This window comes from Streptomyces sp. NPDC017520 (assembly GCF_044329855.1).
Classification (GTDB): domain Bacteria; phylum Actinomycetota; class Actinomycetes; order Streptomycetales; family Streptomycetaceae; genus Streptomyces.
Genome location: NZ_JBIRKB010000023.1, coordinates 1 through 26,866, shown reverse-complemented (window position 1 = coordinate 26,866; position 26,866 = coordinate 1). Strand labels below are relative to the sequence as shown.

The 26,866-nt window shown below is 70.7% G+C and carries 26 protein-coding genes and 3 pseudogenes; 10 read left to right on the top strand and 19 right to left on the bottom strand.

All coding sequences use genetic code 11. The features are described 5' to 3' along the window. Positions 1-105: 105 nt before the first annotated feature. From ACH4KB_RS34335 to ACH4KB_RS34325, 3 genes are all read right to left on the bottom strand, one after another. Entirely contained in the window at positions 106-516 is a 411-nt protein-coding gene (locus tag ACH4KB_RS34335; protein ID WP_398070418.1) for a hypothetical protein, read from the bottom strand. A gap of 28 nt (positions 517-544) precedes the next feature. After that, positions 545-958, bottom strand: a complete 414-nt coding sequence (locus ACH4KB_RS34330) for an NUDIX domain-containing protein (protein WP_398070416.1) — start codon at positions 956-958, stop codon at positions 545-547. Between the two features lie 99 nt (positions 959-1,057). After that, positions 1,058-1,816: a hypothetical protein gene (locus ACH4KB_RS34325; RefSeq protein WP_398070414.1), complete on the bottom strand. Its 759-nt coding sequence runs from the start codon at positions 1,814-1,816 to the stop codon at positions 1,058-1,060. A 100-nt stretch (positions 1,817-1,916) separates the two neighbouring features. Here ACH4KB_RS34325 and ACH4KB_RS34320 point away from each other — a divergent pair, with 100 nt between their 5' ends. Continuing rightward, complete coding sequence (locus tag ACH4KB_RS34320; protein ID WP_398070412.1) at positions 1,917-2,135, top strand: hypothetical protein; 219 nt, start codon at positions 1,917-1,919, stop codon at positions 2,133-2,135. An 80-nt stretch (positions 2,136-2,215) separates the two neighbouring features. Here the strand turns inward: ACH4KB_RS34320 and ACH4KB_RS34315 are convergent, their stop codons facing one another. The 14 genes from ACH4KB_RS34315 to ACH4KB_RS34250 all read right to left on the bottom strand — a co-directional run bounded on the left by ACH4KB_RS34315 (position 2,216) and on the right by ACH4KB_RS34250 (position 14,776). Further along, entirely contained in the window at positions 2,216-2,710 is a 495-nt protein-coding gene (locus ACH4KB_RS34315; protein WP_398070410.1) for a hypothetical protein, read from the bottom strand. 86 nt (positions 2,711-2,796) lie between these two features. After that, positions 2,797-2,985 carry a hypothetical protein gene (locus ACH4KB_RS34310; protein WP_398070408.1) on the bottom strand — a complete coding sequence of 63 codons (189 nt, stop codon included), beginning with the start codon at positions 2,983-2,985 and terminating at the stop codon, positions 2,797-2,799. 40 nt (positions 2,986-3,025) lie between these two features. Next, complete coding sequence (locus tag ACH4KB_RS34305) at positions 3,026-5,347, bottom strand: hypothetical protein (protein ID WP_398070406.1); 2,322 nt, start codon at positions 5,345-5,347, stop codon at positions 3,026-3,028. A gap of 82 nt (positions 5,348-5,429) precedes the next feature. Continuing rightward, on the bottom strand, positions 5,430-5,879 hold the full coding sequence (locus ACH4KB_RS34300) for a conjugal transfer protein TraB (RefSeq protein ID WP_190010179.1): 450 nt from the start codon (positions 5,877-5,879) through the stop codon (positions 5,430-5,432). A gap of 19 nt (positions 5,880-5,898) precedes the next feature. After that, on the bottom strand, positions 5,899-8,700 hold the full coding sequence (locus ACH4KB_RS34295) for a hypothetical protein (protein ID WP_398070404.1): 2,802 nt from the start codon (positions 8,698-8,700) through the stop codon (positions 5,899-5,901). A gap of 123 nt (positions 8,701-8,823) precedes the next feature. After that, positions 8,824-9,027: a hypothetical protein gene (locus ACH4KB_RS34290; RefSeq protein WP_398070402.1), complete on the bottom strand. Its 204-nt coding sequence runs from the start codon at positions 9,025-9,027 to the stop codon at positions 8,824-8,826. Then, on the bottom strand, positions 9,024-9,572 hold the full coding sequence (locus ACH4KB_RS34285) for a hypothetical protein (RefSeq protein ID WP_398070400.1): 549 nt from the start codon (positions 9,570-9,572) through the stop codon (positions 9,024-9,026). The genes ACH4KB_RS34290 and ACH4KB_RS34285 overlap by 4 nt, the downstream gene beginning before the upstream one ends. Before the next feature lie 134 nt (positions 9,573-9,706). Next, positions 9,707-11,362, bottom strand: a complete 1,656-nt coding sequence (locus ACH4KB_RS34280; RefSeq protein WP_398070399.1) for a DUF2637 domain-containing protein — start codon at positions 11,360-11,362, stop codon at positions 9,707-9,709. Between the two features lie 461 nt (positions 11,363-11,823). After that, positions 11,824-12,183: a hypothetical protein gene (locus ACH4KB_RS34275; protein ID WP_398070397.1), complete on the bottom strand. Its 360-nt coding sequence runs from the start codon at positions 12,181-12,183 to the stop codon at positions 11,824-11,826. Between the two features lie 111 nt (positions 12,184-12,294). Continuing rightward, complete coding sequence (locus tag ACH4KB_RS34270) at positions 12,295-12,588, bottom strand: WhiB family transcriptional regulator (protein ID WP_398070395.1); 294 nt, start codon at positions 12,586-12,588, stop codon at positions 12,295-12,297. After that, the gene (locus ACH4KB_RS34265; protein ID WP_398070393.1) at positions 12,588-12,821 is read right to left on the bottom strand and encodes a hypothetical protein; all 234 of its coding nucleotides are present in this window, start codon (positions 12,819-12,821) and stop codon (positions 12,588-12,590) included. Before ACH4KB_RS34265 ends, ACH4KB_RS34270 begins: the two co-directional genes overlap by 1 nt. Then, on the bottom strand, positions 12,821-13,207 hold the full coding sequence (locus tag ACH4KB_RS34260; RefSeq protein WP_398070391.1) for a hypothetical protein: 387 nt from the start codon (positions 13,205-13,207) through the stop codon (positions 12,821-12,823). The genes ACH4KB_RS34265 and ACH4KB_RS34260 overlap by 1 nt, the downstream gene beginning before the upstream one ends. 175 nt (positions 13,208-13,382) lie before the next feature. Continuing rightward, complete coding sequence (locus tag ACH4KB_RS34255) at positions 13,383-13,934, bottom strand: hypothetical protein (protein WP_398070389.1); 552 nt, start codon at positions 13,932-13,934, stop codon at positions 13,383-13,385. 119 nt (positions 13,935-14,053) lie between these two features. Beyond that, entirely contained in the window at positions 14,054-14,776 is a 723-nt protein-coding gene (locus ACH4KB_RS34250; RefSeq protein ID WP_398070387.1) for a hypothetical protein, read from the bottom strand. Between the two features lie 334 nt (positions 14,777-15,110). Between ACH4KB_RS34250 and ACH4KB_RS34245 the strand changes: the two genes are divergently transcribed. From ACH4KB_RS34245 to ACH4KB_RS34210, 8 genes and pseudogenes are all read left to right on the top strand, one after another. Next, a complete protein-coding gene (locus ACH4KB_RS34245) occupies positions 15,111-15,869 on the top strand; it encodes a GntR family transcriptional regulator (protein ID WP_398070385.1) in 759 nt (252 codons plus the stop codon). Further along, positions 15,866-16,576 carry an AAA family ATPase gene (locus ACH4KB_RS34240; protein ID WP_398070384.1) on the top strand — a complete coding sequence of 237 codons (711 nt, stop codon included), beginning with the start codon at positions 15,866-15,868 and terminating at the stop codon, positions 16,574-16,576. Before ACH4KB_RS34245 ends, ACH4KB_RS34240 begins: the two co-directional genes overlap by 4 nt. Before the next feature lie 261 nt (positions 16,577-16,837). After that, complete coding sequence (locus tag ACH4KB_RS34235) at positions 16,838-18,040, top strand: XRE family transcriptional regulator (protein ID WP_398070382.1); 1,203 nt, start codon at positions 16,838-16,840, stop codon at positions 18,038-18,040. A gap of 1,339 nt (positions 18,041-19,379) precedes the next feature. Then, positions 19,380-21,656, top strand: coding sequence for a hypothetical protein (locus tag ACH4KB_RS34230; protein ID WP_398070564.1), 2,277 nt, complete (start codon positions 19,380-19,382; stop codon positions 21,654-21,656). Continuing rightward, a complete protein-coding gene (locus tag ACH4KB_RS34225; protein WP_398070380.1) occupies positions 21,653-22,516 on the top strand; it encodes a DUF721 domain-containing protein in 864 nt (287 codons plus the stop codon). The genes ACH4KB_RS34230 and ACH4KB_RS34225 overlap by 4 nt, the downstream gene beginning before the upstream one ends. Further along, positions 22,473-23,156 (top strand): hypothetical protein, encoded by a 684-nt coding sequence (locus tag ACH4KB_RS34220; RefSeq protein ID WP_398070378.1) that lies wholly within the window; start codon positions 22,473-22,475, stop codon positions 23,154-23,156. Before ACH4KB_RS34225 ends, ACH4KB_RS34220 begins: the two co-directional genes overlap by 44 nt. 122 nt (positions 23,157-23,278) lie before the next feature. After that, on the top strand, positions 23,279-24,331 hold the full coding sequence (locus tag ACH4KB_RS34215; protein WP_398070376.1) for a DUF6083 domain-containing protein: 1,053 nt from the start codon (positions 23,279-23,281) through the stop codon (positions 24,329-24,331). 116 nt (positions 24,332-24,447) lie between these two features. Then, positions 24,448-24,879, top strand: a pseudogene (locus ACH4KB_RS34210) (IS701 family transposase); the annotation flags it as partial. A 261-nt stretch (positions 24,880-25,140) separates the two neighbouring features. Here the strand turns inward: ACH4KB_RS34210 and ACH4KB_RS34205 are convergent. Continuing rightward, entirely contained in the window at positions 25,141-26,055 is a 915-nt protein-coding gene (locus tag ACH4KB_RS34205; protein ID WP_398070562.1) for a transposase family protein, read from the bottom strand. A 118-nt stretch (positions 26,056-26,173) separates the two neighbouring features. Between ACH4KB_RS34205 and ACH4KB_RS34200 the strand changes: the two are divergent. Further along, a pseudogene (locus tag ACH4KB_RS34200) lies at positions 26,174-26,293 on the top strand (transposase); the annotation flags it as partial. On the opposite strand, the pseudogene ACH4KB_RS34195 reads toward ACH4KB_RS34200, so the two are convergent. Beyond that, a pseudogene (locus ACH4KB_RS34195) lies at positions 26,291-26,674 on the bottom strand (transposase); the annotation flags it as partial. The pseudogenes ACH4KB_RS34200 and ACH4KB_RS34195 overlap by 3 nt on opposite strands. Between the last annotated feature and the right edge of the window lie 192 nt (positions 26,675-26,866).

Below are 26,866 nucleotides of genomic sequence, written 5' to 3'. Positions count from 1 at the left end.
GCCCCGCTGACGTCGGTACGTCGGCGGGGCGCGGGGTGCGGCGGCCGGGCGGCCTGTACGGCTCTCGCCCGCGAAGGGCAGGCGAGAGCCAGGCAGGGCGACGGGTCAGCGCTTCTGGAGCGGGTGCACGTTGTCCGGTACCTCGGGGGCCGGCGGGGCGGCCGGGGCGGAGACGTGGATCTCAGGACGGATCTCGATGTTGGGGACCGCGTTGTGGATGAACAGCGACGGGCGCAGGGTCAGCCCGCGCAGCGCGAAGGCGGAGGCGGCGGTCCAGGCGAGGACGGCGAGGCCGGTGGCGATGGTGCGGCCGTCGGCCGGTGCGGCGCTGTAGACCATCGCGATGCTGCACGCGCCGAAGGCCGTCCAGGTGATGCGGGCGCCGCTGCTGCGGAAGAACCCGCCGACCAGGCCGAAGAGGCCGACGGCCTGCCAGACGGTGTAGACGGTGGAGGCGCTGATCGGCAGCGTCGCGGAGTGGGCCGCGATGTACGAGCGGGTCGGCTGGTCGACCACGGCGGTGAGGACCGGGCGGGCGGCCGGGTCAGCGGGTGGTGGCGGCGAGGATGGCGGCGTGGTCGAACGCCAGGTCCGGGAGTGCGGTCAGGGGCCACCAGCGGGCGTCGGCCGCGTCGTCCAGGGCGGTGGGTGCAGTGAGCTCGGGGAGGGTCGCGGTGTAGGCGACGGTGACGTACCGGCCTCGCGGGTCGCGGCCCGGAGCATCGAACGCGCCGACCTGCCGCAGGGCGTCGGCGGCGACGGGGAGGCCGGTCTCCTCCTTCAACTCGCGCACAGCGGCCTGGAGGGATGCCTCCCCGGCGTCGACGTGACCACCCGGAAGGGCCCAGGATCCGGCGTGCGGGTCCCAGCGGCGCTTGATGAGCAGGACGTGGCCGGCGGCGAGGAGGACGACGTCTGCGGTGTAGCGGATCGTCTCGTCGCGAGTTTCGACGGTCATGGGGTGCATCCCTTCTCGGTGTGATTCAGGCCGGTCGGCCTGTCCGGCCCTCCCCCACCGCGGTTCGGGTGGGCGAGGGCCAGACGGAGCGACCGGAGGTCAGTCCCGGAAGGGGCAGTTGCTGTGCTGGTCGACGGCCGGGGCGGGGACATGGATGTGCACGTCGGGCCGGGCAGGGACCTTCGCCGGGTGGGCCGGGCGGCCGACGGTGCGGCGCAGAGTCAGCCCGTGCAGCGCAACGGCAGACAGGAGCATCCAGGCCAGGACCGCCAGGGCGACCGCGACGGTGCGGCTGGTGTCCGGGGTGGCCGTCCAGACCATGAACACCGTGGCCGCGCCCCACCCGGTCCACACCGCGTGCAGCGCGTTGCTCCGGGTGAAGTAGCCGAGGACCAGGGCAGCGAGGCCGGTGGCCAGCCACAGCGTGTAGACGGTGGAGGCCGCGATCGGGAGGCCGGCGGAGTGCTGGGCGATGTAGGTGCGGACCGGCTGGTCGACGATGGCGAGGACGCTGTCGGAGGTGTCGACGCCGACCTGCACCGTGGGCACGGCGGTGAGCAGCTGGTGCAGGACGTGAAGGACGGCTTCACCGGCGGCCGCGACCACCAGCAGGACGAAGGACGCTGCGGTCAGCATCAGGACGGCCCGGATCCAGGGGGCCATGTGCCGCAGCCCGTCCTGGGGGACGTTGAGGATGTCCATCCACATCAGGTTCAGGACGCCGTCGTCCTCCCACGCCTTGTCCCACCAGGTGCGCAGCGCCGCGAACACGGACTCCTTGGGCGGTGTCTTCGGGAAGGGCACGGGGAGGTCGGCGAGCTCCTGGCGCTCGGTGCGGGGGGCGTTGTCGTTCTGCACGGGGCAACTCCTTGTTGGTGATGCGGGGTTCACGGAGCGTGCGAGTGGGCCAAGCTGTGGGTGAGCGACGGAATCGACAGAGGTGAAGGGGGCGGCTGCGATGGGGTGGTTCACCCGGGATGAGCCGGTGGAGATCGTCTTCGACCAGGTCATCGACACGGACGGGACGATCTGGCCCGCGTTCACCGACGACGACGGTGTGCTGTGGATCGACGTGGAAGAGGACGTCGAGGTGACGATCGACCGGGCGATCGTGGACGGTCAGATCCGGGACGCTGAGGTCGATGACTACGGCCGGATCTGGATCGACTACGACTGACCGGCGAGGCCGGACGGCCTGTCCCGCACCCGAGGCCCGGCAGGCGGGCGGTATCGGATGCGAGGCAGGGCGCCCGGAGTTCAGCGGACGTCGTTGCGGGTGCGGGAGAACACCCCCCGCTGGTTGCTGGTGCTGTTGATCTGCGTGTTCTGCACGACCGGGCCCTCGTAGACCGTCTTGGACACCGACTGGCGGGCCTTGCTGACCGCGCCGCCGATGGCGGTGGCGACCATCGCGAGGCCCGCGAACGGCAGGGTCACCATCAGGACGCCGTAGAGCGTGACGGAGGCCAGGCCCTGGAGTACGAGCCAGGCCCCGCAGCCGATTCCGGTGATACCCGCGCCGACGCCGATGGAGGCGACCGCAATCCCGGCCGCCCAGGCCGGGACGATCCGCTTGTCGTCCTGATGGACGGGCGGGGTGTCGCCGTACGCGGGCGGCGGTGTGGGGTCGCGGAAGGACGTCGGGAAGTGCCGCACGGGCGTCTCGGGCTGGAAGGACTGGGTGATGATCCGCTCGGCTTCGGCCCTGGCTTCGGCGTCGGTGAGCGGGCGGGTGATGGGCTCGAAGTCCACGGTGATCTCCGGTTCGAGGGGGGAAGCGGGGCGCCCTCCCCGCCCGGTGGGCGGGGAGGGCGCGAGGGGGAGGGGATTGGGGCTGGTCAGAAGCTTCCGATCCAACCGGTGAGGGAGGAAACGGCGCTGTTGACCGTGGGGGCGATGCCGGTGCCGGCCAGGAAGAAGCCGAACAGGCAGACTGCGATGCCCGGCAGGATCCGCTGGTAGCCGGTGCGGACGAGGATGACGACGATGATGCCGAGCAGGACGACCAGGGAGATCGACAGGGCCACGGTTCGTTTCCTTCGGTGAGGTGGGGTTGGTGGGTGCGGGTCAGCTGTCGGTGAGCTGCCAGACGCCGCGCTTGCGCGTGGTGGCCAGGCCCTTCGCCTTGAGCTGGGAGCAGGCGTTGCTGACGCTGGAGGGCTGAAAGTCGGGCAGCGCGGCGCGCAGGTCCTTGAGCGGCTTGGGCCCGTCCGCGAGGAGTTCGAGGATCTGGTCCTGGAGGCCGGGCTCCTCGCCGGGGTCGTTGTCGAGGCCGAACGGGATGTCCGCGAACGGCGCCCCGAAGGGAGCAGGTGCAGAGGCTTCGCTGCTGCCGTCACCGTCACTATCGGTGCCGGTTGCGGGGGCCGGAGTGCTGGCCGCCGGGGTGCTGCCGGGGGCGTCGGAGAACGCCTGGGCGAGGGTGTCGCAGTCGGCGTACGGGTTGGTGTGCCGCAGGTCGTAGAGGCCGACCTTGGCCTGCGCGGCGGCCGCCTCGCCGGGGGTGAGTCCGTTCGCCGGCTCCTCGCCGTACAGGGCGATCAGGTCCGGGTAGACCCCGTCGACCTTCTCGGCGAAGAACGTGCGCATGAACTTCGCCCGCCCGTCGAGGAACATGTACGCCATTCCGGCCGTACTCTCGCCGTCTTCGTCGTCCTTGCCGGAGAACAGCGCTTCGATCTGCCCGTTCTCGTAGATCCGGGCGGGGATGTTCTCCATCTGGAACCCGGCCGGGGCGATGCCGTCCAGGCCCATCTCCTTGGTGGACGAACTCGCGGTGCGCATGAGGAACAAAGCTCCGACCTTGCCCTGCTGGCGGATCGCGTCGTCGTCACCGAGGTCCTTGAGGTGCAGGGACTGCACGGCGAGCCGGATGCCGATACCGACCTTGCGGCCGGTCTTCTGGATGTCGGCGATGAGGTAGGCGGTGGCCTTGCGCATCGCTTCGTCCGGGTGGGACAGCAGCCGGTTGATCTCGTCCAGCGTGATGTTGATGAGCGGCCACGGCTTGCCCAGCGCGAAATCGCCGCGCCCCATCTCGTTGGACAGCCGCTCGCGGTACTTCATGACCGCGTGCGCGGCCGTGAGCATCAGGAGCGTCTCGACCGGGCCCTTGGCGAACCAGTCGACCTTGCCTTCCGCCTCCGGGAGGGACATGCCGCCCTGGACGTCGCCGACCCAGGAGACGACGCCGGAGCGCTTCTCCGCGGCGAGGATCAGGTTCTGGAGAACGGACTTGCCCGCGCCGGTGACGCCGGCGGTGATGCCGCGCAGCGCTCCCTGGCTCGGGTCCCACAGACGCATCCGGGCGGGCTTGCCGTCGTGGCAGACGCCAATGGTGACCCGCCCTTTGAAGTCCATCGTCAGGTCTTCGACGGTGGCCTTGCGGACCTTCATCAAGGGATTCGTCTTGTAGACGGAGACGACGCCCTGGCGGATGCCGTCGGTCTCGATGACGAGGCGGGAGGGGTCGTCGATGCCGAAGGCGGAGCAGATCGCCGTGTGCGGCAGGTAGATCGTCTTGCCTGGCGGGGAGGCGACCAGGAGCACGATGCGGTCTTTCTCGGCCCGGTGGTCGATCAGGTCGACGCCGGGGGCGGCCTTGCCCGGGGCGGCGACCGCGGTCTCCCACAGGCCGCGGATGCCTTCGGCTACGGCCTCGGTGTCCTCGGAGGTGGGTCGGGCGACCACTCGCATCCGGCCGGGCCCCGAGCCCTGAACGGGCCGCATCTTCACCGTGCCGACGGGGAAGTCGAACGCGGCAGCGAGCTGCACGTCGGTGAAGGTGGGTACGGCCTTCCCGGCCTGGGCGACGACGACGGCTTCGAAGTCGGGCCGGTCGGTGCGGTACGGGGCGATGGAGACGAGCCGGGTGCCGTCGCCGGTGGCCTGCTGCCACTTCGCGGCGAGGAACTCGGTGTACGTCAGCTCCCGGGGAGCAAGGCCGGTGCCGGTGCCGGGCTGTGTCTGGTTCTCGGTGAGGTCCAGGACCAGGCCGGCGCTGCGGGTGAGCGGCGCCATCCAGCCCATCAGACCGGCCCAGGCGGCGGCGTCGACGATCTCCCACCAGTTGAATCCCGGGGTGATCAGGTTCGCCACGTAGGTGCCGGCGGCCGTGAGGAAGGGGATCGCGCGCTGCGCCCGGGTGATGGCGCCCAGGCCGTGGTCGGCGTTCTTCGTCTTCGCGTACAGCCAGGCCAGGGTGCCCAGTCCGATGCCGCCGGAGGCGAGGTAGGACCAGGCGCTGTCGTCCAGCTGCGGGCCGACGGCCATCCCGGCGGCGGCGAGGGCGTAGGAGGTGCGTTCGGCCAGGACGCGCCGGTAGATGACGTGGCCGGGGACGGACTTGGTGGTGTCGACGGCCGGTGCCGCCTGGTCGGTGGTGCTCAACACAGCCTCCGTATCTGGGCAGGGCGCAGCCAGGGGCCGCCGGTGTGGGCGCGGCCCCTCGGCTGCGGTGGGTGGGTTGGGGTTAGTGGCGGCGGCCGGTGCGCCGGTAGAAGCCGGGCTTGGCCTGCTGGACTCCGGAGCCGTTGGAGGCTTCGTAGCCGGGGCGGTACTCGCTCTCGTGGGCGTTGTTGAAGCCGCGGGCGTCGTTATCGACGGAGTCGGCGGCGTTCACCATGTCGCCGGAGGCCTCCGCGACGCCGGTGAGGGCGGTGGAGACGTCCTCGATCATCGAGGTGAAGCGGGGCTCGACTTCGGCCTGGCCGCACATCTCCGCCAGGCGCAGGGCTGCGGTGGAATTGGCCTGCATGTGGGAGCGGAGCAGGTGCATGCCCTCCTTGAGGAAGAGGGCGGAGGCGGCGAGCTTCGCGGTCCGGCCCGCGAGGGCGAGGAAGCCGAGGGGGCCGCCCGTACCGCCGGTGCTGCTGGCGACGCCGTGGTTCATGCCCGGGATGGCCGGGAGGTTGTCGCTCACGTGCTGATCTCCTCTCAGTTCAGTTCTGGTTGTGGACGCGGGCGGCGGGTACGGCCAGGCCGGTGTCCTCGGTGGCCTGCTGGAGCGGCCGGTAGGCGTCGAACATGGCGTTCTCCGCACTCTCGGAGAGCTCGGCGGCCATCAGGGACTTGGCGGCCATCTCGTCGGCCTTGCGGGCCAGCAGCTCCATGGACTCCGCGAGCTTCGCCATCGCGGCGCCGGTCAGGCGGCCGATGACGTTGTGCGTGGAGCGCAGGTCGACGGCGAGGTCCTCGAGCTCGTACCGGATCTGCCGGGCCTTCATGGACAGCTTGTTGCAGGTCTCGTGCGCCTTGAACGACTGCGCGGTGAGCTCCTCGAGGACGTCGAGGGAGTCGTCGAGGGTCACCTCCGTCTCGTGCTGGGCGTCCATGTCCGCGATGCCGCCGCTGCCCCACTGGGCCAGCCAGCTGTCGCGGGTGTCGGGGGCAGTGCTCACGCTGTTCTCCTTCGTGCTCGGGTTGTCGGCGGGGCCGCCCGCGCCGGACGTCGCCGGGCTGGGTTCGGGGGAGTCGGCCCGCTCGACCGTGACCGGCCCGGCCTGGGCGGGCACCGCCGTCGCCATGCCCATCGCCTCGAACGGCGTCAGGCGCTGCTGACCGGTGCCCGGCACCGTGCCCCCGCCCACCGAGGCCGGGCCCGTACTGGGTCCGGCAGGTGCGGCGGGCGGGGCCGGTGCCACTGCCGCAGGACCAGGTGTTCCCGGCGGCGGTGACGGGGCGGTGGCCGCCCCGCCGGGCGCGGCAGCCGCGCCGGCCGGGGCCGGAGTAGCTGCCGGAGAGCCGGGCGGGCCGGGCGGGACCGGTGGCACGGGCGGGGCGGTGGTACCGGTCGTCGGCGTGGGGACCGTGGTGGTGCGCATCCGTGCTCGCTTGCGGGCCCGCGCCTTGGCCGTGGACCAGGACGTGCGGCGGGCCGGTGCCTTCGCGGCCGGACCCGACGGTGCCTTCGCTGCGGGCCCGGAGGGTGCTTTCCCAGCGGGACCGGCGGGCTTGGTGCTGCCGGGCTTGGTGGTCTTGGTCTTCGGGCCGGACTTCTTCTTCGGCTTCCTGACCTTGACCTTCGTGACGATGGGCGGGCCCATCTTCTTGCGGCGGCGCTTGAGCCGCTTCTCGGCGGTCTCGTGCACGGCCTCGCCGAAGGTGGTCCGGCCCCGGGCGGCGGACTTCATCGCCGCGGTGACCTTGCGGCTGTACTCCTTCTTGAAGCGGCGGCAGGCGCGGCAGCGGCAGTCCTGCTTCACCGATGACGCGAACGTGCCGTGCGCGATGCCCGGCGTCAGTACCTGCTTCTTGCCCTTGCGGGACTTCCCGCCCGGCGCCTTGGGCACCGAGGCCGGGCCGGTCCCGCCCTTGCCGGAGCGGGGCTTGCTCTTCTTCCCGCCGCGCTTGCTGCCGGGGGCCGTGGTGGGGCCCGATCCGCTGCCGCCCTTCCCCTTCGGCTTCGTTTTCGGGCCGGTGCCGGGGGTGGTGGTGCCGGGCTTCTTGCGCAGGATCCCGGCCGGGCCGGTCGTCCCGCGCGGCGACTTCTTCTTGCCGCTCTTGGGGCCAGCCCCGGTTCCCTTGCCGGTACCCGACCCTTTCGAGCTGGACGCTCCGGGCGTGGTCTTCCCACCCGTGCCCTTGCCGGGGTCCGTGCCCTTGGTGGGGCCCTTCGTGGTCGGCGTGGTCTTCCCGCCCGAGCTCTTACCGGGGTTGGGCCCCGTGGTCTTGCCGGAGCCCGGTCCGTGCTTCTTCGGGCCGGGCGACGAGCCGCCGGCTCCGGCCCCGGTGTTGCCGGGGCCGCGCTTGCGGTTCAGGAGCGAGCCACCGCCGGAGGACCCGCCACCGCCGCCGGGGCCGCGGTTCTTCCCGCCGCCCCCACCGCTGCTGTTCGGGCCTTTGCCGGAGCTACCCGACCCGCCCGGACCGGAGTTGCGGTTCTTCTTAAGGCCGCCCCCGCCGCCCTGCGAGCTGCGCTTGAGCGGGGTAATCCCGGAGCCGTTCTTGGAGGGCGACTTGGTGCGGCCGCCGCCGCCCGAGCCGGAGCCGTTCTTGGTGGGGGAGTTGGTGCGGCCGCCGCCGCCCGAGCCGGAGCCCGAACCGCGTCCGCGCCCACCGCCGGAACCGCTGCCGGAACCGCTGGGTGACTTGGTCGTCGACCCGCCGCGCCCCCGTCCACCGGAGCCGCTGTGCGTCCCGCTGCCGCCCCGCCCGGACCGGCCTGGACCGCCGCTGCCGGACCGCCCTGACGAGCCGCCAGAGCCGCTCTGGAGGGCCTTGCGGCCGTACTCGGGCCCGGACGGCACCGGCTTCTTCGAACCGTCCTTGGAGGCGCCGTCCTTGCCGCTGCTCGCTGTCTTCGCGACCGCCTCACGCTGCTCCCGGCTGGCCCGCCCCGAGGCAATGCTGGAGTGAATCCCGCGCATCGCCGCGAGGGACACCGCGAGGATCGCCGCCAGCGACAGCGACCCCAGGCCCGGCGGCGATGCCGCCGAGGCACCCTCCGAACGGAAGGTCGCCGGGACCACCGCACCCGCCGCTCGGGGGGCCGCTGCGGCCCCCGGAGCGGCGGAGAACGGCGCACCCTGACCGGGGTCCGGAAGGGCCGCGATGACATCCATCGGGTCGGTCCGCGTCACGAGTGCAAACGGCTCCGCAGTGGCCGGGGCGGGGTCCGCAGGGGCCGCGAACGGCACGTCGGCGGGGACCTGCGCGGGAGGTTCCGCCGGGGGGTCGGCGGGGGCGGTGTAGCCCACACGGGGGAAGTTGATCACGTTGTTGGGGCCGTCGTCGTCGGCCATGACGTCTCCCTCTCGGAGTTGACAGACGGTCACCGCCTGGGGCACCCTCGCGCGCGCACGACACGCGCGCGCCTTGGGGTGCTCCGGGCAGCGAGTAGGAGGCGGTGAAGAAGAAGAACTTCGTCACCCTCCGTTGTGCTTGTAGAAGTCGTGCAGCGTGGCGGTAAGCTTGCGCCACACATCCGGCTTGCCGTCGCGCTCCGCCTGGCGGGCCAGGGTCCGGCACGCGTCGTACCAGACCCCGGCCCGCTCCTTCTCGGTCTCGGCCTCCGCAATCCGTCCGTTCCAGTGCTTCGCGCGGTTTTGCGTCTGCCGAGGCGTCGTCACTGCCCTTCTCCCTTGGCGAAGTAGTCGTTGATCGTGCTGGTCGGCCGCTCACCGCCGGCCGCCATCGGCCACTGCTCGAAGGGGCTCTCCGGGGCCACGAACTCCGCCGGCCTCGCCTGCGGAACCTGGCCCGCGGGCTGCTCCTGGGGGGTGTTGAGCGCGGTCACCGTCTTGTTCAGCGAGCCCGCGACGGCCGCGCCGACGGCGGCCTGGCGGCCGTTCTTGCGCTCCAGGCGCTTGGCCTCCGCCGTTGCCCTGCGCTGCGGGAGCTCCAGGACCTCGTTGACGTAGGTCGCGTACAGGGCCTCGGCCTTGCTCGCGGCCTCGCCGGACGCCTTCTGCATGGCCTTGAGCTGCCGCGCGACCTTCCAGGCCCGCAGCCTCTTGGACAGCCAGCGGTCACCCTCGATCGGCGTCTGCTCCAGGCGGCGGCGCACGATGTCCGCGATCTGCCCGTACTGCTGGGCGTCACGGACGTGCTGGTCGCGGACGGTCGCGGTGAAATTCCGCAGGCCCTCGTCCGTGAACAGGGCGTTGATATCCATGAGGGGGTTCTCCTTCTGGGGGCGGGGGCGATCTGGGAGGCTTTGGGTGGCGTTACGGCGCCTTCACCGCGTCCCCGAGGCGCTGGATTCGTCTCGGGGGCCGGTGGAACCGTCGAACGGCCTGTTTGTGCAGGTCACTGCCCCGGTACGTAGCCGTCGGCCAGCAGCTGGGCTGCTTCGGCGCGGTACTCGGAGGCGGTGCCGGGGGAGTTGAGCAGCAGCTCGTGCTGGATGTCGGCGAGCGGCAGCCGTTCGGCGTCGCCGCCGACGGCGAGGATCATCCGGGCGACCTTGCGCAGCCCCCGCTCGCGCGGCTTGAGCCGCGCGATGTCCTCGGCTTCGACCGCGGACCGCTCGATTTCGGCAGCGGCCCGCCGCGTTTCGGCAGCAGCCTTCTCGGCTTCGGCTGCCTCTTCCTTGGCTCGCGCGGCGTCGGCGAGAACGGCCTCCGCCTGCCGCCGCTCCTCCGCCTCCAGACGCGCCGTTTCGGCAGCAGCCCGCCGCGTTTCGGCAGCAGCCGCTTCCGTTTCGGCAGCGACCCGATCGGCTTCGGCGGCGGCCCTGCGGGCTTCGGCGACGGCCTGGGTCTCGATGGCCTGCGCCTCCGCGACGGCAACCCTGTCGGCCTCCGCAGCTTCCTTCCGCTTCTGGGCCGCCCGGCGCTCCAGCTCGGCCGCGTCCAGGTCGGCGGCAGCCGTCGCCTTGCGTGCCAGCGCGATCCGCTCGGTCTCGATCGCCCCGGCCTCCGCCGCGGCGACAGCGTCTGCCTCGGCCGCTGCCTTGCGCTGCTCGGCGGCCTTGCGCTCCAGGCCGGCCTTCTCCAGGTCGGCGGCAGCCGCGGCCCTGCGCTCCTCGGCCTCCGTGCGCTCCGCCTCCGCCTCACGGGCGCGGGCTTCGGCGACCACCGCGTTCTCCAACGCCTTCTGCTCCAGCGCGGCCGCCGTCTCTGCCGCGCTGACCTGGGCTCGGGCGTGGGCGCGGGCCTGACCGGTCTGACCGTCGACCTCGGCCTGGACCAGCTCCACCTTGCCCTTGGCGCGCAGCCGCTCGGCGGCGGACTCCGCCTGGGCGACCTCGCTGCGCGTCTCCGCGTCCAAGCGGCGCCGCTCGGCCTCCTCCGCACGCTCCTGAGCTGCCTGGTCCTGCTGGTCGGGCATGGCCAGGGCCTGGGCGACGGTGTAGCCGTACGGGGCCATCTTCATCGGCAGCAGCTCGTCCTCGCTGGCCTGGGAGAGGTCCCCGTCGTACTTGCGCTTCAGCCACTGCTCGTACGCGATGAGCTCCTGGTCGCGGCGGGTCATCTCCGGGTAGGAGGTGACACCCCACAGCCGCATCCGGCGGAAGATCCGGCAGGTGGCGATAGGGGCCAGGACCCAGCGGAGCCACGGAATCGAGTCACGTTCGGCCTGGTCAGGGCGGACAACGCGGTCGATCGCGTCGCGGCCCAGCTCCACCACCGTGATGAACAGAATCGGCACGACGCCGTGCGCGCCGGCGGCGACGTAGTCCACCAGCTGCCACGCCCGCTCCTCGGGGGCGCCGGACGCGGCGTTGAGCACGACGGTCGCGGCGGTCAGCAGCCACACCGGGTAGCGGATCCAGCTGATGGGGCGCTTGAGCCACGCCATCAGCAGGTCGACCGCGATCATCACCATGATGCCGACGTCGACTCCGACCGCGAACAGCTGGCCCTTGCCCAGCGAGCCGAAGCGCAGCTCCTTGTGAGCGAACTGGGCGACGTGCTCGAAGGAGAGGTAGAGGCCGATGCCCGCGAGCGCGAGCGCGAACACGACGATCGCTCCGGCAGCCCACTTCTGAGTACCGGTCAGCCTCGCGACGGAGGACTGTGTTCCGGTTCCGTTTTCCGTCTCCGAAACGAACTCTCCCGTCCCCGAAACGAGGGCGGGCGTCTGCGAAACCGGCGCGGGTGCTCCCGAAACGGCGGCCGGTGAAGCCGATTCAAGGTCGGGCTCGGCCGCGGTTCGCGGCCAGTCGGTGATCGTCATGAGAACCTCCGAAGGGGGTCGTTCGGGCGTGCGCGAAACGGCGGGGGCCGCTCCCGAAACGCGGTAAGGCGTTCCCGAAACGGCCAGTCGTGCGGACGGTTACCTGCGAACCGGACACCCGCTCTACCCGCTCCGGCCGCCCGAAAAGGCCGGCGGCCCGGAGGGCGGGCGGGTGTGCTCGCGAAACGGCGCGGGGCGGGCCCGAAACTCAGAGCGGCTCCCGCCGGGCGGGCACGAAACCGGCGTCAGCTCTCGGGAAGCTGCGCGCCGTGGCGGCGAAGGTCGGCGGTGGTGATGCCGAAGTGACGGCACCGGTCGATCAGCGGCCCGAGCGCGTCGCCGTCGGCAAGCGCCTGGGGCGAACCGACACCGTGCCGCTGCTGGGTGGCGAACAGTTCGTTGATCGCGGCCGCGGTACGGGCGGCATGCCGCTCGAAGCGGCCCTCGCCCACCCACTCATCCGCGATGACGAGGAGGGTGGTGCGCCAGCTGCCGCTGTAGTCCTCCGGGTCGATCGGCGGGATGTCACTGCCGAAGATCGCGAACGCGGTGGCCTGGGCCGCGGCTTCCGTGCCGGGCTGGAGCGTGGTGATCGTCGTGGCCATGGGGGCCTCCCTCGACTATCGGTCCGGGCTGTCCGGCTCCCCGTCACCGCTCGTCCCGGCCGCCGTGGTACAGCGGCCGATGCGAGCGGATCAGGCAACCGCCAGAGCGGATCAGGCAGTACGGCGGCGGGCGGCCCGGCGCTTCATGCGGCGCCGGTCTTCCTCGTCGGTGCCGCCCCACACCCCGTGGTGCTCGCCGCGCTCCAGGGCGCCCTGGAGGCAGGTCTCCATCAACGGGCAGCGACGGCAGACGGCCTTGGCTTCCTCGATCTGGAGCAGGGCCGGACCGGTGTTGCCGATGGGAAAGAACAGCTCGGGGTCCTCGTCGGCGCACGCCGCGCGGAACGACAGGGCGGGCGCGTCGGTGGAGGGCGCGTTGGGGGTCGTGACGATGGTGGTCTGCATCAAGGGCTCCCGAGGGTGTGTGCGGAGCAGCCCGGGGAGTTGGCTCCCGGGCTGCTCGCCGTGTTGGCGGGGTGGATGTCCGTCACGCGGTGGCCGGCCTCCCACGCCCTGGCGGCCGTCGTGGAGGCGGCCGCCAGGAGGACGAGGGTGAGCGGGTGGGCCAGGCCGTGCGCGGCCAGGGCCCGGACCGCGAGGTGCTGCGCGGTCCGGGCGGCGCGTATGAGAGCGGCCACTACTTCGGGTAGGGGTTCTCGCTGCGCTCGTTCTGCTTCCCCACCTTGTCGCTCAGGTCCTTGTGGCCCTGCTCGTCCAGCGCGGTGACGCCGGGCGGGCAGTCGTGCCCACCGCAGTTGAACCGGAGACAGAGCGGGCACTGCCCCATCACCGGCCGGTGCAGGATCAGCACCGGCTGACGGACGTGGCCGGGTGCCACGTCCTGGAGCGTGCACCGCGCCCGGCGGCCGGCCGCGGCGGCACGGTCGTCGCCGTCGGCCACCAGCTGTTCCACGAGCTCACGGAAGCAGCGGTCGGTCTCGTCGCGCTCCGGACCCTTCTTGTTGTCGGCGTCCTCCATGTCGTCGTAGATGCCGGACGACGGAGTCGGGATCGTGCGTGTCATGCTGAGCTGCATCAGGTCCTCCGAGTCAGGTCCTGGACAGTCCGAGGGCTGCAATCCCATGGGCTGTCGCGATCACTCCCCATTTGGGGAGTCGACTGCTGTACGAGCAGCCACGGCCCAGGTCACCCTGACGAACTCGGGGTGACCGGGGCCGTGGTCGTTCGTGCGGGCCGAGTCAAGCAGCGCCGGCCGGAAGTCTGCGAGGCACGAAGGCCTTCGCCCTCTGGAAGACCGGCATGGGAAGGCCGTGCCGGACTCGGATCTCCTCGACCTCGGCATCGTTCAGGCCGTACCGCGAAGCACCCTTCACGTAGTTCGACAGGGCCTCGTAATGGTCGTCCGGGAGGACCCCGTCGTTCTGCGCGATGACGTTGGCGAACTGCGGAAGCACGAGGTTGAGGAAGGTGAAGGCGTAGTCCCTGTCCTCCATAACGGGCTCACCCACGTCGGGCTCACCCGCGCCCGACTGCTCCTGAAGAACCCGAAGGCGGGTCTGCAGCTCATTCACCTGCACCTGGGCACCATTCGCCCGGGAGTTGGCAACCTCGTACGCGGCCATCGCCGCCTCCCGGGCGAGACGTGCCTCATTCAGTTCACCAGTCAGGCGCACCACCTCGCCGTCCTTCGCCTCGACGCTCGCGGCCTGGGCGGCGATCTCGTTCGCGGCACGGGCGAGCTTGTCGCGCAACGCGTCGGCGGTGGCGCGTCGTACAAACGGCAGCTTCATGCGGCTGTCCCTTCATGTTGGAGGTCAACTCGGCTGGTCGTACGAGCAGCCGAGGCCCCGGCCGACCCGAGTGATCAGGTCGGCCGGGGCCTCGGTCGTTCGTCGTCGGGAACCCGCGGTCAGAACGGGATGCGCGTCCAGGCCGGGAAGCGGCCGGCGCAGCGTCCGCAGTGAGCTCGGCGAGTGATCCGGCACCATCCGGCAGGGACCGCGTCGACGAGGCTGGACTCGCTGGTGCCGCAGCGCTCGCACGTGAGCGGGCCCGCTTCCGGCTGCTCGGCAGCCTGGCGGGGGACCAGGTGGTCGATGGGGACCTCGGGGCCCTCGGCAGGGTGCGCGCCCTGCGGAACCGTACGGCGCAGCTGGTCGGCCTGCCGCACACGGTAGAGGGCGGCGGCCCACTCGGCGCGGCGTCCGACCGCCCCCCGCACGCTGCGCCCGCGCAGGGTCCGGTCGGTCTGCGGGCTGCATGCCTTGGGCAGCACTGCGGTGGCCTGGCGGCTGGAGGCTTCCGTGCCGGCGTCGGTCAGGGCGTGGCGCCACTCGGGGATCGTCATGTCGAACTCGACCTGGCGGTTGCTGCTCCGGCAGTGGAGAGCGGCGGCGACGTGGGCCTTGCCGGTGTGGTGCGGGACCAGCTTCTGGACCTTGCTCTGCATGCCGGTGATCGGCACCCAGGTCTCGCAGTCCTCGCAGACCAGGACGGCCTTGAGCGGGTTGCGGAGGTCGATGTGTGAGGGCAGGAGCCGGGAGAGCTTGATGGGGGGAAGGGTGCTGACCCGCTTCGTGCGGGTCCGGCGGGGGCGTTCCTTGGCGGTGGGCACCGCGGCGGTGATGGACATGCGGGATCTCCTCATGTGCGAAAGGGGGAGGGGCTGCGTCGCGGTGCTCTCTCCGCCCGTCAGGTCGCGCGGGTGACCCCGGCTTCCTGGCGGACGGACAGCGCATAGCGCTGCGACGTGCAGTAGAGAGTCGAGAACCCGGGGGATTTGTTGGTGCCATCAACCCCGGCCCCCTCTTACGAGGCGGACGACTTCCTACGGTCCTGCGGTGGTGCGCACTCGGTGCTCCCGGAGGATCACCGGCGACTTACATACATCAGGTTGCATCAGGTATCCTCAGGTGTCAAGCGGTATAGTGAGGCACCCAGAGGCAATTTGAAGGAGGCGAAGGCACATGACAGGGCCACCACGAGCCGACAATCGGCCGCCATACGCCCGGATCGCGGGCCACTACCGCGACCTGATCAGCTCTGGTGAGCTCTCGCCGGGCGACCTTCTGCCCAGCATCAAGACGCTGGCGACTCAATGGGGCGTCAGCACAGCTACCGCAGACCGAGCGATGCGACTGCTGCGCGAAGAGAATCTCGTCAAGGGCATCGCGGGAGTCGGCACCGAGGTGATGGCGCGCCCGATCTCGCTGTCCTCCGGGGCGGAACGCCACGACCGCAGCAGCAAGACGCAGTCGTCGTGGGGGGCCGGCGAGAAGTCGTCCGGCCACACCGCTGGCATAGTCGAGGCTCCCGAAGACGTCGCTCACGTGCTCCGCATTTCGCCTGGTGAAGACGTCATTCGCCGTAGCCGTGTCTACCGGGACGGTCATGGTGTTGTCTCCCACTCCACCTCGTGGATCCCGGCCGAATTCGCCCAGTTTGTACCGGAGCTGGCCCGAAGCAAGCGGCTCAAGGGCGGCCTCTCGTTGGACCTGATCGCTCGGGCCACGGGACGCCACGTCGTCAAGCGCGAGGATGAAGAGAAAGCCCGCATCGCTACACGACAGGACCTTGAGCTCCTGGAGTTGGAGGCCGGAACCGTCGCGGCGATCCTTGTGCTGACCGCGCGCTTCCTGGACGCCGACGGCGAACTGCTGGAGTACGGCGTTGACCTGGGGGCCCCCGGCCGCACCCGGAAGACCACTTCGGAGACCCTCCGGTGACTACACCTGGAACGGAACTCCTGGACGACACCCTCCTGAACTGCCTTGAGCGCCGCCTCGGTGTGCTGCTGCACCAGAAGCACACCGACACTCTGCCCCTGAAAGGAAGATTCGAGATCGTGCGCATCTCCGCCGCCCTGTCCGGCCGACCGGGCCCCGCGCCTCGCGCGATCCTCATGTCCGGTCTGCAGGGTGCCGGCAAGACGACCCTCGCCCGCGCCCTGGAGGGAGCCGGGTTCCGTCGCCTCTGTCCTGACGAGGAGGTCTTCCGCCGCTACGGCCACTACGGCAGGGATTTCCCTCGCGGCGAGTTCTTGGTCAGGGAGGCACCCGTACTCAAGGACATAGCCCTTGAGCTCAAGGAACTCCTGGCAGCCGGACACGACACGGTAATCGACCACGGATTCTGGACGCCCGAGGAGCGAGCACTGTGGGCAGCCACCGCGTTGGAGGCTGGCGGCGAGCCGGTCCTCATCTACCTGCCGCTTCCGCACGAGGTGCGCTGGGATCGGATCCGAAAGAGGAACGAGCAGTCGCTGGTCGACGCGAACAGCATCGAGTTCAGCGAGGAAGACCTCCTCCGGCACGCAGGCCGCTTCTCCCCGCCGACCGACGATGAGCCGCACATCGTCTACGACGGTAGCCCCGAGTACGTTCTCGCGGAGCTGCGCCGCGCACGTCCTTCCACAGGGGGCGGCCTCCATTGACTTCTACCTCCCACCCGCAGCTCCCGACACTTGATGACCATGACCGTGCTCGGGTACTGCGGCTGCGGAAAGTGACATCAGCCGGTGACATTCGAAATGTCACCGCCACTTGTCACCTCCGCGCGATCAAGGGGCCGTGCCATGCTCGGCCGCAGAAGGGCCAGCCGCCCCTCGGGCATCACCCTGTCGGGCAGGCTGCGCCGCTGGACCGTACGGGGAAGGGGAAGCGCGATGGATGAACGTCCCGACTGGGCGCGCCGGATGGTCGAAGAGCGCGCGGCACGCGACTGGTCGCAGTCCGACGCAGTACGCGCTCTGATGGTTCGGCTCCCCGACGACCAAGAGGTCAGCGAGCACGACCTCCTTCGCCAGTGGAAGCGCTGGGAGCGCGGCGACTCTCAGCCGACGAAGTACCGGTCCGCCATCGCCGGCGTCTTCAACACGACGACGGGCGCCTTTTTCCCTGAGCGGGGCCGTCGTGACGGACGGTCCGAGATTTTGCAGGTCAGCGGCATGGACACCGTGGACATCATCGCGCGGCTGCGGGCATCGGACGTGGACGTGGCGACGCTGGACGCGCTGAGGATCACGGCGGACCGGCTGTGCTGCGAGTACGCGTACATGCCCGCCGACCAGCTGCTCCTGGAGGGCAAGGCGTGGCTCGCACGGGTTGTCGGTCTCCAGCACCAGCGGGTCAGCCTCGCGCAGCACCGCGAGATCATCGCGCTCGCCGGGAAGCTGTCGCTCCTGGTGGGCTGTGTCGAGTACGACTCCGGCCGGCCCCGTGATGCGGAGGCGACCCGGCAGGCCGCGCTGATGCTCGGCCAGGAGGCCGGGGAGCTGAGCGTGCAGGGGTGGGCGCACGAGATGCGGGCGTGGTTCGCGCTGACGCGGGGGGACTATCGCGGTGTCATCGCGGCCGCGGAGGCCGGCATCGCCGTGGCGCCGACCGAGAGCGTTGCCGCGCAGTTGTACGCGCAGAAGGCAAAGGCGTGGGCGCGAATGGGTGATCGGTCGCAGACCGAAGTCGCGCTCGACAAAGGCCGTCAGATCCTCGAACTCCTGCCCTATCCAGAAAACATCGAGAATCACTTCGTGGTGGACCCCGCGAAATACGACTTCTACCGCATGGATGCGCTGCGTCAGGTCGGCGGCGATCTCCGGCTCGCTGGTCAGCTGGCGAATGAGGTCATCCGGTCCGGCACGGACTTCGACGGGACCGAGCGGTCGCCCATGCGCATCGCGGAGGCCCGAGTGACGCTCGGCGTGGTCGCCGCTCGCGAGGGCGACCTGGACACGGCGCTCGCGTACGGGGAACGGGCCCTGGCGGGGGAGCGGAAATCGCTGCCGTCGCTCGCGATGGTGGCCAGCGACCTGGGCCGCGCCCTCCAGACGAACCATGAAAGCTCTTCTGACGCACAGGAGTTCATCGCTCATCTTCGCGATTTGCGAGGTGGCCAGTGATGCTCCCTTACGGCAGGCAATTCGCTGCGGGCTTCCCGTCAGGCGGTAGCGGCATTCGTGGTGCTGAGGAATTTGTGCGAATGCGTCCGGCAGTTCTGTCGGGTAGTGCGGTTAGGCTGTGCGCAGACATGATCCATAACGCGAGAACCCCAGGGACCGGGACGGGTCACCTGGGGCTTCTCGAACGAGGCTCTGCCTCGCCGGACGATGCACCTGAAAGGGAGGTGATCGCGGAATGCAGCGTACCCGCCCGCGTGGAACTACACGCGCAGCTACGCCGTTTCACCCTCGCGGTCACACCGTCAGGTGCGCCGCCTTCGGGCAGACCGACTCCGCCTTCGGTATCGAGGGGGTCGGGATGACCTAGGTCATCGGCCGCGCGCGCCAGTGAGGTGGACGGGAATCCACTTCGGCCTCGCGCGGCCCATCGCGCCGACCAGGAGGTCGGCCGCCTGGTCTCCGGTTCACACCCGGCTCCAGGCTCCAGCTCACTGAGCTGGGTCTTTCTCCAAAGCACACCCTTCGGTCGCCCTGGCAGGCGATCGGAGCTGCACGGGCTTCAAGGGCTTCCCCTGGCAGGGAGGCCTTCGAGGCCCGGGCCAACAACCACCGAGCTTCAAGAGGTCCCTGGCAGGGGGCCGCCGAAGTCGAAGTTGGTGTCGTTTCACCCCGGGTTCCGGTGGCCTTAGCAGGTCGTCGGGCTCGGGGGTCCACGTGATCGTGGCCGGTCCCGCAAGGGGGCTGGTCACGGTCTGAGCTTCCGATATGAAGTTGGTGTCCCCGTCATAGTGCCTGATCTCCCTGTTTATGGAAAGCGGACCCCCGCCCGTTTCGGACGGGTTTGGTCGTCCGGATCGTCCCGTGTGACGGGATCGGCAGTCGATTCGTCACGCTTTGCCCCGTGTGTGCCGCAGAGGTATTCGGCGGCATACCGGTCAGTCACCCCGTATAACGGCGGTGCCCTGTGAGCGCGGGCGCGGCGTCGACCGCCGTGCTGGACCACCCGCTGCATGAGGACGTCGACGACTCGGTCGACGAGGCCTCGTTCAGGCATCCGCGGGCCCGGCTTCGGTCGGTGCAGCGCGGTGCGCGCTCGCGTTTCGGGCCTCTCCCCTTGCAGGCCGGTCCGGTGAGGTCTGCGGTGCCGGGTCCCGCGATGGCGCTGGGACGTCGTACGCGGGCGAGGCTGCGGGCTGTGGTGCATGGGCTGCTGGGTGCTGGCGGTCTGGACGGTGCGCTCGACGCGGTGCGTCTGGCGGTGCTGGTGCTGGCGTCGCGGACGCCGTCGGAGACGGGTGTGGTGGAGATCCATACCTCGGAGCTGGGCCGGTGGATCGGGATGTCCAGGTCGTACACGGCCTCTGTCGTGGTACCGGCGCTGCGCCGCTCGGGTGTGGTGTTGGTGGAGACGGCGGAGGGCGACTACGGCCAGGACGCCGGTCTGAAGTGCGAGGTTCAGCCGCTGTGGGAGGCGCAGGGTGTGCTCGGGCACCCGCTGAGGCTGGTGAAGAAGGAGTACGTGACGCTGAAGCGGCTGATGCAGGCCGTGATGGGGCCGGGGTGGAGGCACCGGGGCGGCCGGGTCACTCCGGCCGGGCTGCTCGGTACGCGTACCGGTCGCGGCGCGGCGACGGAGCGCCTGGCGCTGCTGCTGCTGGTGCTGGAGGCTCGGGAGACGGGGCGGGTGCGGCTGGTCGGCGGGACGGTGGACACCAAGCGTGGTCGGCCTGCGGTGACGGTGGCCCGGCTGCTGGGGTGCACGGCGTCGGCGGGGGAGCGGGTACTGGAGCGCCTGGAGGATCTGGAGCTGGTGCTCCGGGTGCGTCTGCGGACGGGCTCGGGGATGCCGAACCGGTCGCGGCTGATGGTTCCGGCGGTCGCCGCCGCGCACGGCCGCACCGTCGCCGACGCCGTCCAGGAGGACCGTGCGGAGGCCCTGGAGCCCGAGTTTTCAGACCCCGATGTTACGGCAGGGCCTGTTCCGGAGCCGGAGCCGGAGCCGGAATCGCAGGTCAGCGGCGTGCTGGTGACGGATGAGGCGGATGTTGCAGAGCCCGATGTTGCGGCAACCCTTCACACTGATCACCCTCACCTAGTTGCTCCCGTCGTTGATCTCTCGCTCTCTGGTGGCTTTTCCGGCGAAGGCCGTGGGGGTGAGGGCCGTCGGCCGGAGCGCGCGGGCGCGGGCGAGGACCAGGCCGTGGACGGCGAACCCGACGCTGCCGGAAGCAGGTCTCCGGTAGCCGAGGTCGGCCCGCTCCGCGGGGAAAAGCCGAAGGAGTCCCCGGTCGATGAGCGGGTGGAACAGAGCCGCGCCGGGGCTGGCGCCGGTGGCCGGCTGAAGGCTGTGAGCGGTGGAAAGGCGCAGCAGCAGCGGAGGGTGGGCCTCCCGGCTGATCTTGGTCTGCGGGTTGCCCTGGGGCCGGTCTCCTGGCTGTGGGAGCGGCTGTCCGGCTGGCAGCAGAACCGTGTCGAGGAAGCCGTGAAGGCGGAGCTGGCCAGCTTGAAGGGCCTGCTTGCGGTGCCGGGTGGTGCGCCGCAGCTGCTGGCCGACCGGCTCACCGACCGCCTGGAGGAAACCGGCGGCGAGGCCCTGATCAGAAAGCCGTTCGGGTGGCTTACCGGCCGGGGTCTGGTGCGGCGGCCGTCGTGCTCGGACCGGCGGTGCGACGACGGCACCCGCCTGGACACCGGCGGTGAGTGCGAGAACTGCGGCAACGTGGTCCACATCCGGCGGGCCCGGCGGGCGAAGACCGCAGCGCAGATCGAACGGGAACTGCCCCACCTGGGCGACGGCGAGCGCCGGCGGATCCTCGAGGAACGGCTGCGCGAGCACACTGCTGCCGAGGCGGAGGACCTGGTGCGGCGGCAGGAGCAGGCCCGGACGGAGAAGGCCCGCTCCTGCGCGGCTCGTGCGGCAGCGGCACAGCGGGCGGAACACGAGCGCCAGGCTGCGGCCGCCGCCGACGCGGTACGCCAGGCCCTGCCGTGTGAGGACTGCGGACAGGAGCAGGCCGCTGGGCTGTGCGAGGCATGCGGCTACCGGCGGCGGACCGATGCCTTGGTCGCGGAGACCACACTTGTTGCTGCGACCTGGGCCGCCGACCTCGACGACCAGGACGCCGTCGCCGCCGTCGCCGCCGACGTCCGGGCGTCGCTGGCGGACAGCATCGCGCAAGCCCGCGGCGCGTTCATGGACCTGATGGAGCCAAACGAGCTGGACGCGGACCCGGTCTCAGCGGCGTCCGCGCTGGCCTTCTGCGCACTCCAGGCGGTGGAGCAGGCGCTGCCGGAGTTCCGCGTCAGCGCGCTCGGGCGGCTCAGGCAGACCGAGGAAGCCGAAGCGGAGGCCCGCCGGGCCTACCGGACCGAGCAGGGACGGCGCTGGTTCCGGCACAACCCGAACGGCGCGGATGCCATCGCCGCGGCGACGAAGGCCGCCGAGACCGCGAGGGAGCGCACCGCGCAGTACCTGCTGGCGGTACGGCTGGAGCAGCTGCGCGAGCAGGCCGCCGCCCGGATCGAGCAGACCGGTTCCGCGCTGTGGACGGACCGGCTGCCCGAACTTGCCGCGCGGCCGCTGGCGGGCGACACAACCGGGACGGTGACCGCATGACCACGGAACTGAGCGGCGTGGACCTCGCGCGCCAGGCCCTGATCGCGGCCCGGCAGGCGGCGAAGAAGAACGGCGCCACCCGCCAGAAGCCGAAGCGGCGCACCAGCACCGTCGTACCGCGTGGCGGACGCGGACCGCTCGGGCTCGGCGCGGCGATCGGCATGATGATGGCCGAGCGCGGTATGAGCGGCCCAGCCGCCGGCGGCAGCGTCCTCGCCCGGTTCGACACCATCCTCGCCGCGACCGTGCCCGAGATCACCGGACGGGTCAAGGCCGTGGCGTTCGACACGGACACCGGCCGCCTGGACGTCGTCCCCGACGCCCCGGCAGTCGGCACGAAGCTGCGCTGGAGCACACCGAACCTGATCGCGGCGGTCAACGAGAAGGTCCCGGGCACGCACGTCCGCTCGGTGCACGTCCTGGCGCCCGCAGCCGTCAAGGACGGTCCCGCCACGGCGGCCACAGCCCCAGCTTCCCAGCCGACCGCGTCAGCAGCCTCGCCGGTGGAGCGTCGGACGCCGCCGGACGGTTACCGTCGCGCGGTAGCCGCGCTCCGCCACGCTGCCCGGCCGTCCCGGGTGGACCCGCACATCGCCAAGGCGGTGGAGCGGCAGACTGCCGCGCTGCGGGCGCTGTCCCGCCGTGCGTTCCCCGAACCCGGCGCCGGCCTTTCCGAGCACCACCACCGCGAGAAGGAGGCACTCCCCTCGAATGCCTCCGCCCGGTACTCCGCAGGCCAGAACCCCGGCGGCGAGCAGCTCGTTAGCACCGTGCCGCCGGAACCGTGCGGCTACCGGGCATCTCCAGGAGGAACGGGTGGACAGCGAGACGTACTTCGCCACGGCGGCACAGCATGCTGAAGGCGGCCGGTTCGACGCCGCTGTCGCCTATGCCCAGCTGGCGGCGGCGGCGGCCGTCATGCGACTGGCCGGGCAGCCCGTGGCGATCTACCCGGGCGATCATCAGCCACTGCCTGCCGACTGGTGCGGGACCTGCTCCAGCCCCGGCCGCCGTGTGACCGCAGACCGCAAGGACTGCCCGCGGTGCAACCCGCGCTCCCTGCGGGCCCGTCCCTGCCGCCACTGCGGTGTTCACCTCGAAGAACGCATGGACGGCAACAGCACCGAGGGCTCATGGGCCTGGCGCGACGAGAAGAACTCTCTCAACTGCCCCAAGGCCCCGGATCCCGCCGCGCCGCTGCCCGTCCCGGTGCAGGCCGAGCGGGACGTGAACCCCGACCGGGTCTGGAGCCTGTTCTTCCAGGAGTGGAACGAGAATCGTGCCCTCAGCGAGGAGGCCGCCTCCTCCGAGACGCTCCTGGCCACCACGACACTCCTGCCCTACATGCCGCGCACGCGCCTGGGGGAAAGGCCTCACGCGGAGCACCTGGACGCCTGGCTCGCCGCCCGGGCCGGCCAGCCCCACGGGCCGTTGCAGGTAACGGAGGACCCGCCGGCCGACAGCCCCTCCGTACGGACCTGGCGCCTCACCACCGCCTGAACACGCGCAGCCGGACGGAACAGATACGGGCCTGCCACCGGAGCACGGCGCGTACCCCCGGCCCCTGGCCGTCGTTGTCCTGGCACAGGCACACCTGCGAGCCAGAATCCGGACGACCCGTCATGTCGATGTACCTCCACCGCTCAAGCAAGACCAGAACCCTCCGGAAAGCCGGGGCGTCCCGGTGCAAGTACTGCAACACCCCCATCGAGTGGTTCGAGCGGTACGACGCCCTGAAGATCCCGCTGACCAACGAGTTCCCCAGCCGGCGCATCCCCCCGAAGATGCGCTGGCACATCGAGCGCGGGATCGCCTACCCCGGCACGGACGCCTCCAACGACTACTGCCGCATCCCCCACCCCGCCATCTGCCCCGCGGTCGACCACCCCGACCTCCCCCCGGACATCCAGGAACTCGTCCAGGTCCTCGCGGTACGAATGCGCACGGCGATCGAGAAGGGCGAGTTCACCCCGTACGTGGAACCGGTCGCGCAGGAGGAGGCCGAGAACCCCGAACCCGAGAGCACACAGCAGGTCCGCCACGTGATCGCCTACGGCGGCACCCTCCGCATCGGCCCCTGCGCCATCGAAGACCTGCAGTGCATCGCCCGGGACAGCCAGGCCGGACAACGGTGCGAGAACGCCGTCTGCGACCTGAGCGAAGGGCGCTGGGAACCCGTCTCCATCGACGAGAAGCAAGCCACCGGCCGTCTGGGACAGATGGTCCTGAACCTCACCGGCGGAACCATCTGGGCCTGGCACGTAGCCGACTTCAACATCGCCATCCGCTGGTGGAAACAGCACTGCCCCGAGCACCACAACTCACCCCAGCCCGACCACGTCCCCAGTGAGTTCGTCCCTTTCCACCCCCTGCGCCACGACGCCTACGTCCTGACCGAGCGCCCCACCGACTACGACCTCAACCCCGCAACCGAAGACCGGGTCGTCATTCATGACGGGCCCGCAACCCGAACAACCTGCGCAACCCCGGCGTGCTCAAACACCTCCGTCCTCACCTACCCGGACACCTGGCTGTGCTGGCAATGCGAGAAACAGGAACGCCGCCGACAACGCACCCACCGACGATGGGAACAAACGGGGCAACCCTCGGACGCCCCGGAACCCGCTGACGCTGCCCGGCGCGAGAGCAACTCCGTACCAACGGTGCGCGAGTAGACCCTGTTCCGCCCGCGCCACCAGGACAAGCGAGAAGGCGGCACGGTCCTGCACGACCTGCAAAGGGGAAGGCCGACTCATCCACTGGCAGCACGCCTACCAGGTCCGCTGGCACCGGCCACTTCACCGAGGTGGGCTGGTGGCAGGGCAGCAAAGGGGCGATGACCTCACGGTTCACGGTCCTGACGGTTCGGCCGGCGGGCAAACAGTCACTGGCCGCCGCCCAAGCGGCAGGCGGCGGACGCAACCAGTGGGACGGAGTCCTGCCCCCTTCCACCGTCCTGGTGGAAGGGCCTGACGGCCAGGAGGCCCAGACGGACTTCTGGATATCGAACCTGCCTCCCGAGACGCCCATCGCTGACCTGGTGCAGTGGGCGAAGATGCGATGGCGCATCGAACGACTACCGCGAGCTCAAGCACGCTTGGGCCTGGACCACTTCGAGGGACGCACCTGGCGCGGCTGGCACCACCACGTCACCCTCGTCACCGCCGCCCAAGCCTTCCTCACCCTCAGGCGGCTCGACCCAAAAGTCCCCACGCCGGCCTGACCCTCTACCAGGTCCTGGACCTCCTCCAAGACCTGCTGAAGGGCTGGACCGGCGCCTGTACCACCTGCAACCGCCCCCTGCCCCGCAACCGGAGCAGACACAGAACCTAACGAAGCACTACTAGCCGTCGGCGGCCGCGTATACGGCGTGAGTGGCGAGCCCGAGACGTCCGTTCTTCCGCCGCGTCCTCGTCACCGCTTTACGAGCTGGTGCGTGATTGCGCTGGAGACGTGGGTGCCTGACCTGACCTGGGGCTTTGTGTCAGTCGGTGGTGTTGCGGTCGGAGACGAGGCCGGCGATGGCCCGGTAGGTGGCGGGCAGGTTCTCCCGGCGGTGGGTCCAGCGGGTCAGTTGCTTCCAGCGCTTGTGGTCGGCGAGGGCGTGTTCGACGGTGATGCGCTTTGAAGAGTGCCGGTGTCGGGCTCGTAGGCGGGCTTCGAGGACCTCGGGTGGGCTGATCTTGTTCCCCTTCCTGGGCGGGGTGACCGCTTGGCCGGGGTGGTCGCGACGGAGTCCGAGGTAGCCGTCGTCCAGGAGGACTTCCACGTCGGGAAAGTGCTGGAAACAGGTGCCGATGCCTTCATTGCGTGCGGCGGTCGCGTCGTGCATCCGTCCTGGTCGCAGGGTGTCGGTCCAGAGTGTGCGGCCCTGATGGTCGGCGATGACGGTGGCCTTCATCGTGTTCTGCTTCTTCTTCCCCGAGACGAAGGAACGGCGTCCGCCGCGGCTGGCCGGGGGCCGGCGGACCTGGACTTCGGTGGCGTCCAGCCGCAGCTCGATGCCTTCAGCCTGGGCGTATGCGAACACATCCGCCAGGGTCCGCAGCCGCAGGCCGGGCCGGTCTGGGACCGCGCATCCCCGCTCGGCCAGCAGGCCTCGTATCTCACCGATCGCACGGGTGATCGTGGAGCGGTCGACGCCGAACAGCAGCCCCAACGCTGCATGCGGCAAATCGTGCCGCAGATGAATCAGTGTGGCCACGACCCGGTCGACGAACACCAACCGATGCCGGACACCCGCTCCAGCCCCACGCTTCCTGGCCCCGCCGCGAGCTTCGTAACGCCGGCCCTCGACCACGGCCTGCCAAGGATCGGCCAACTCCTCAACCAGGCAGGCGAGATGACCCCGGGAGACCCCCGTGAACACCTGATGCGCGAGAACCGTCCGACCGACCATGATCGCCACAACCGGATCATGCCACCCACCAGCAAGAACACCTCACCCGCAATCACGCACCAGCTCGTAAGGGGCGACACAGGTAACACGGCTTCGGCGGCTGGCCGCCGAACCGCCCGCCGGGAAAAGGATTAATGGCCGCAAACGCCACGTGGTGGTCGACACCAAAGGCCTGCCGCTGATGGTCATGGCCACCCCGGCAGACCTGCACGACTCCGCCGCCGCCAAGGAAGTCCTCGTAACCGCGGCTGTCCTTCCCGACGGTCGATGCCGCTTTCACCGACTGGGAGTCGATGATCGTGGCGACGGCTCTCGGTCCTCTGCCCATCTCGCGGCGAATCTGCCCGGCCAGTGCGTCACGGATCTGGCCGATGATCCCGGCCGCCGCCCAGCGGGCCATGAACCCCCAAACGGTCCTTCATGGAGGGAAATCCGCAGGCAGGGCCCTCCATTTGCAGCCGGTGTCCACGACGTAGCGAATCGCGTCGACGATCTCGCGACGGGGGTGCTTCTCCGGCCGGCCTCCCCGCGCGGTCTCACAAGCGGGCAGAGGAAGGAGCGGTTCGATCAGCGCCCACTCGTGGTCTGTCATGTCCGAGGGGTAGCGGCGTTCACGCATAATTCTCCCCTGGTGACCTGCGGCGGGGGGGGGGGGGGGGGGGGGGGGGGGGGGGGGGCGGGGCCGCGCCGGGGGGCGGGGGGGGGGGGGGGGGGGGGGGGGGGGGGGGGGTGGTGTGGGGGGGGGGGGGTGGGGGGGGGGGGGGGGGGGGGGGGGGGTGGGGTGTGGGGTGGGGGGTCGTTGTGGGGGTGG

Coding starts and splice junctions, on each gene's coding strand:
- ACH4KB_RS34245 (WP_398070385.1), top strand. CDS start 15,111: ATGACAGGGCCACCACGAGCCGACAATCGGCCGCCATACGCCCGGATC.
- ACH4KB_RS34330 (WP_398070416.1), bottom strand. CDS start 958: ATGACCGTCGAAACTCGCGACGAGACGATCCGCTACACCGCAGACGTC.
- ACH4KB_RS34205 (WP_398070562.1), bottom strand. CDS start 26,055: ATGGTCGGTCGGACGGTTCTCGCGCATCAGGTGTTCACGGGGGTCTCC.
- ACH4KB_RS34255 (WP_398070389.1), bottom strand. CDS start 13,934: ATGAAGCTGCCGTTTGTACGACGCGCCACCGCCGACGCGTTGCGCGAC.
- ACH4KB_RS34260 (WP_398070391.1), bottom strand. CDS start 13,207: ATGACACGCACGATCCCGACTCCGTCGTCCGGCATCTACGACGACATG.
- ACH4KB_RS34285 (WP_398070400.1), bottom strand. CDS start 9,572: ATGGATATCAACGCCCTGTTCACGGACGAGGGCCTGCGGAATTTCACC.
- ACH4KB_RS34275 (WP_398070397.1), bottom strand. CDS start 12,183: ATGGCCACGACGATCACCACGCTCCAGCCCGGCACGGAAGCCGCGGCC.
- ACH4KB_RS34250 (WP_398070387.1), bottom strand. CDS start 14,776: ATGTCCATCACCGCCGCGGTGCCCACCGCCAAGGAACGCCCCCGCCGG.
- ACH4KB_RS34235 (WP_398070382.1), top strand. CDS start 16,838: ATGGTCGAAGAGCGCGCGGCACGCGACTGGTCGCAGTCCGACGCAGTA.
- ACH4KB_RS34225 (WP_398070380.1), top strand. CDS start 21,653: ATGACCACGGAACTGAGCGGCGTGGACCTCGCGCGCCAGGCCCTGATC.
- ACH4KB_RS34215 (WP_398070376.1), top strand. CDS start 23,279: ATGTCGATGTACCTCCACCGCTCAAGCAAGACCAGAACCCTCCGGAAA.
- ACH4KB_RS34320 (WP_398070412.1), top strand. CDS start 1,917: ATGGGGTGGTTCACCCGGGATGAGCCGGTGGAGATCGTCTTCGACCAG.
- ACH4KB_RS34270 (WP_398070395.1), bottom strand. CDS start 12,588: ATGCAGACCACCATCGTCACGACCCCCAACGCGCCCTCCACCGACGCG.
- ACH4KB_RS34230 (WP_398070564.1), top strand. CDS start 19,380: ATGTCCAGGTCGTACACGGCCTCTGTCGTGGTACCGGCGCTGCGCCGC.
- ACH4KB_RS34295 (WP_398070404.1), bottom strand. CDS start 8,700: ATGGCCGACGACGACGGCCCCAACAACGTGATCAACTTCCCCCGTGTG.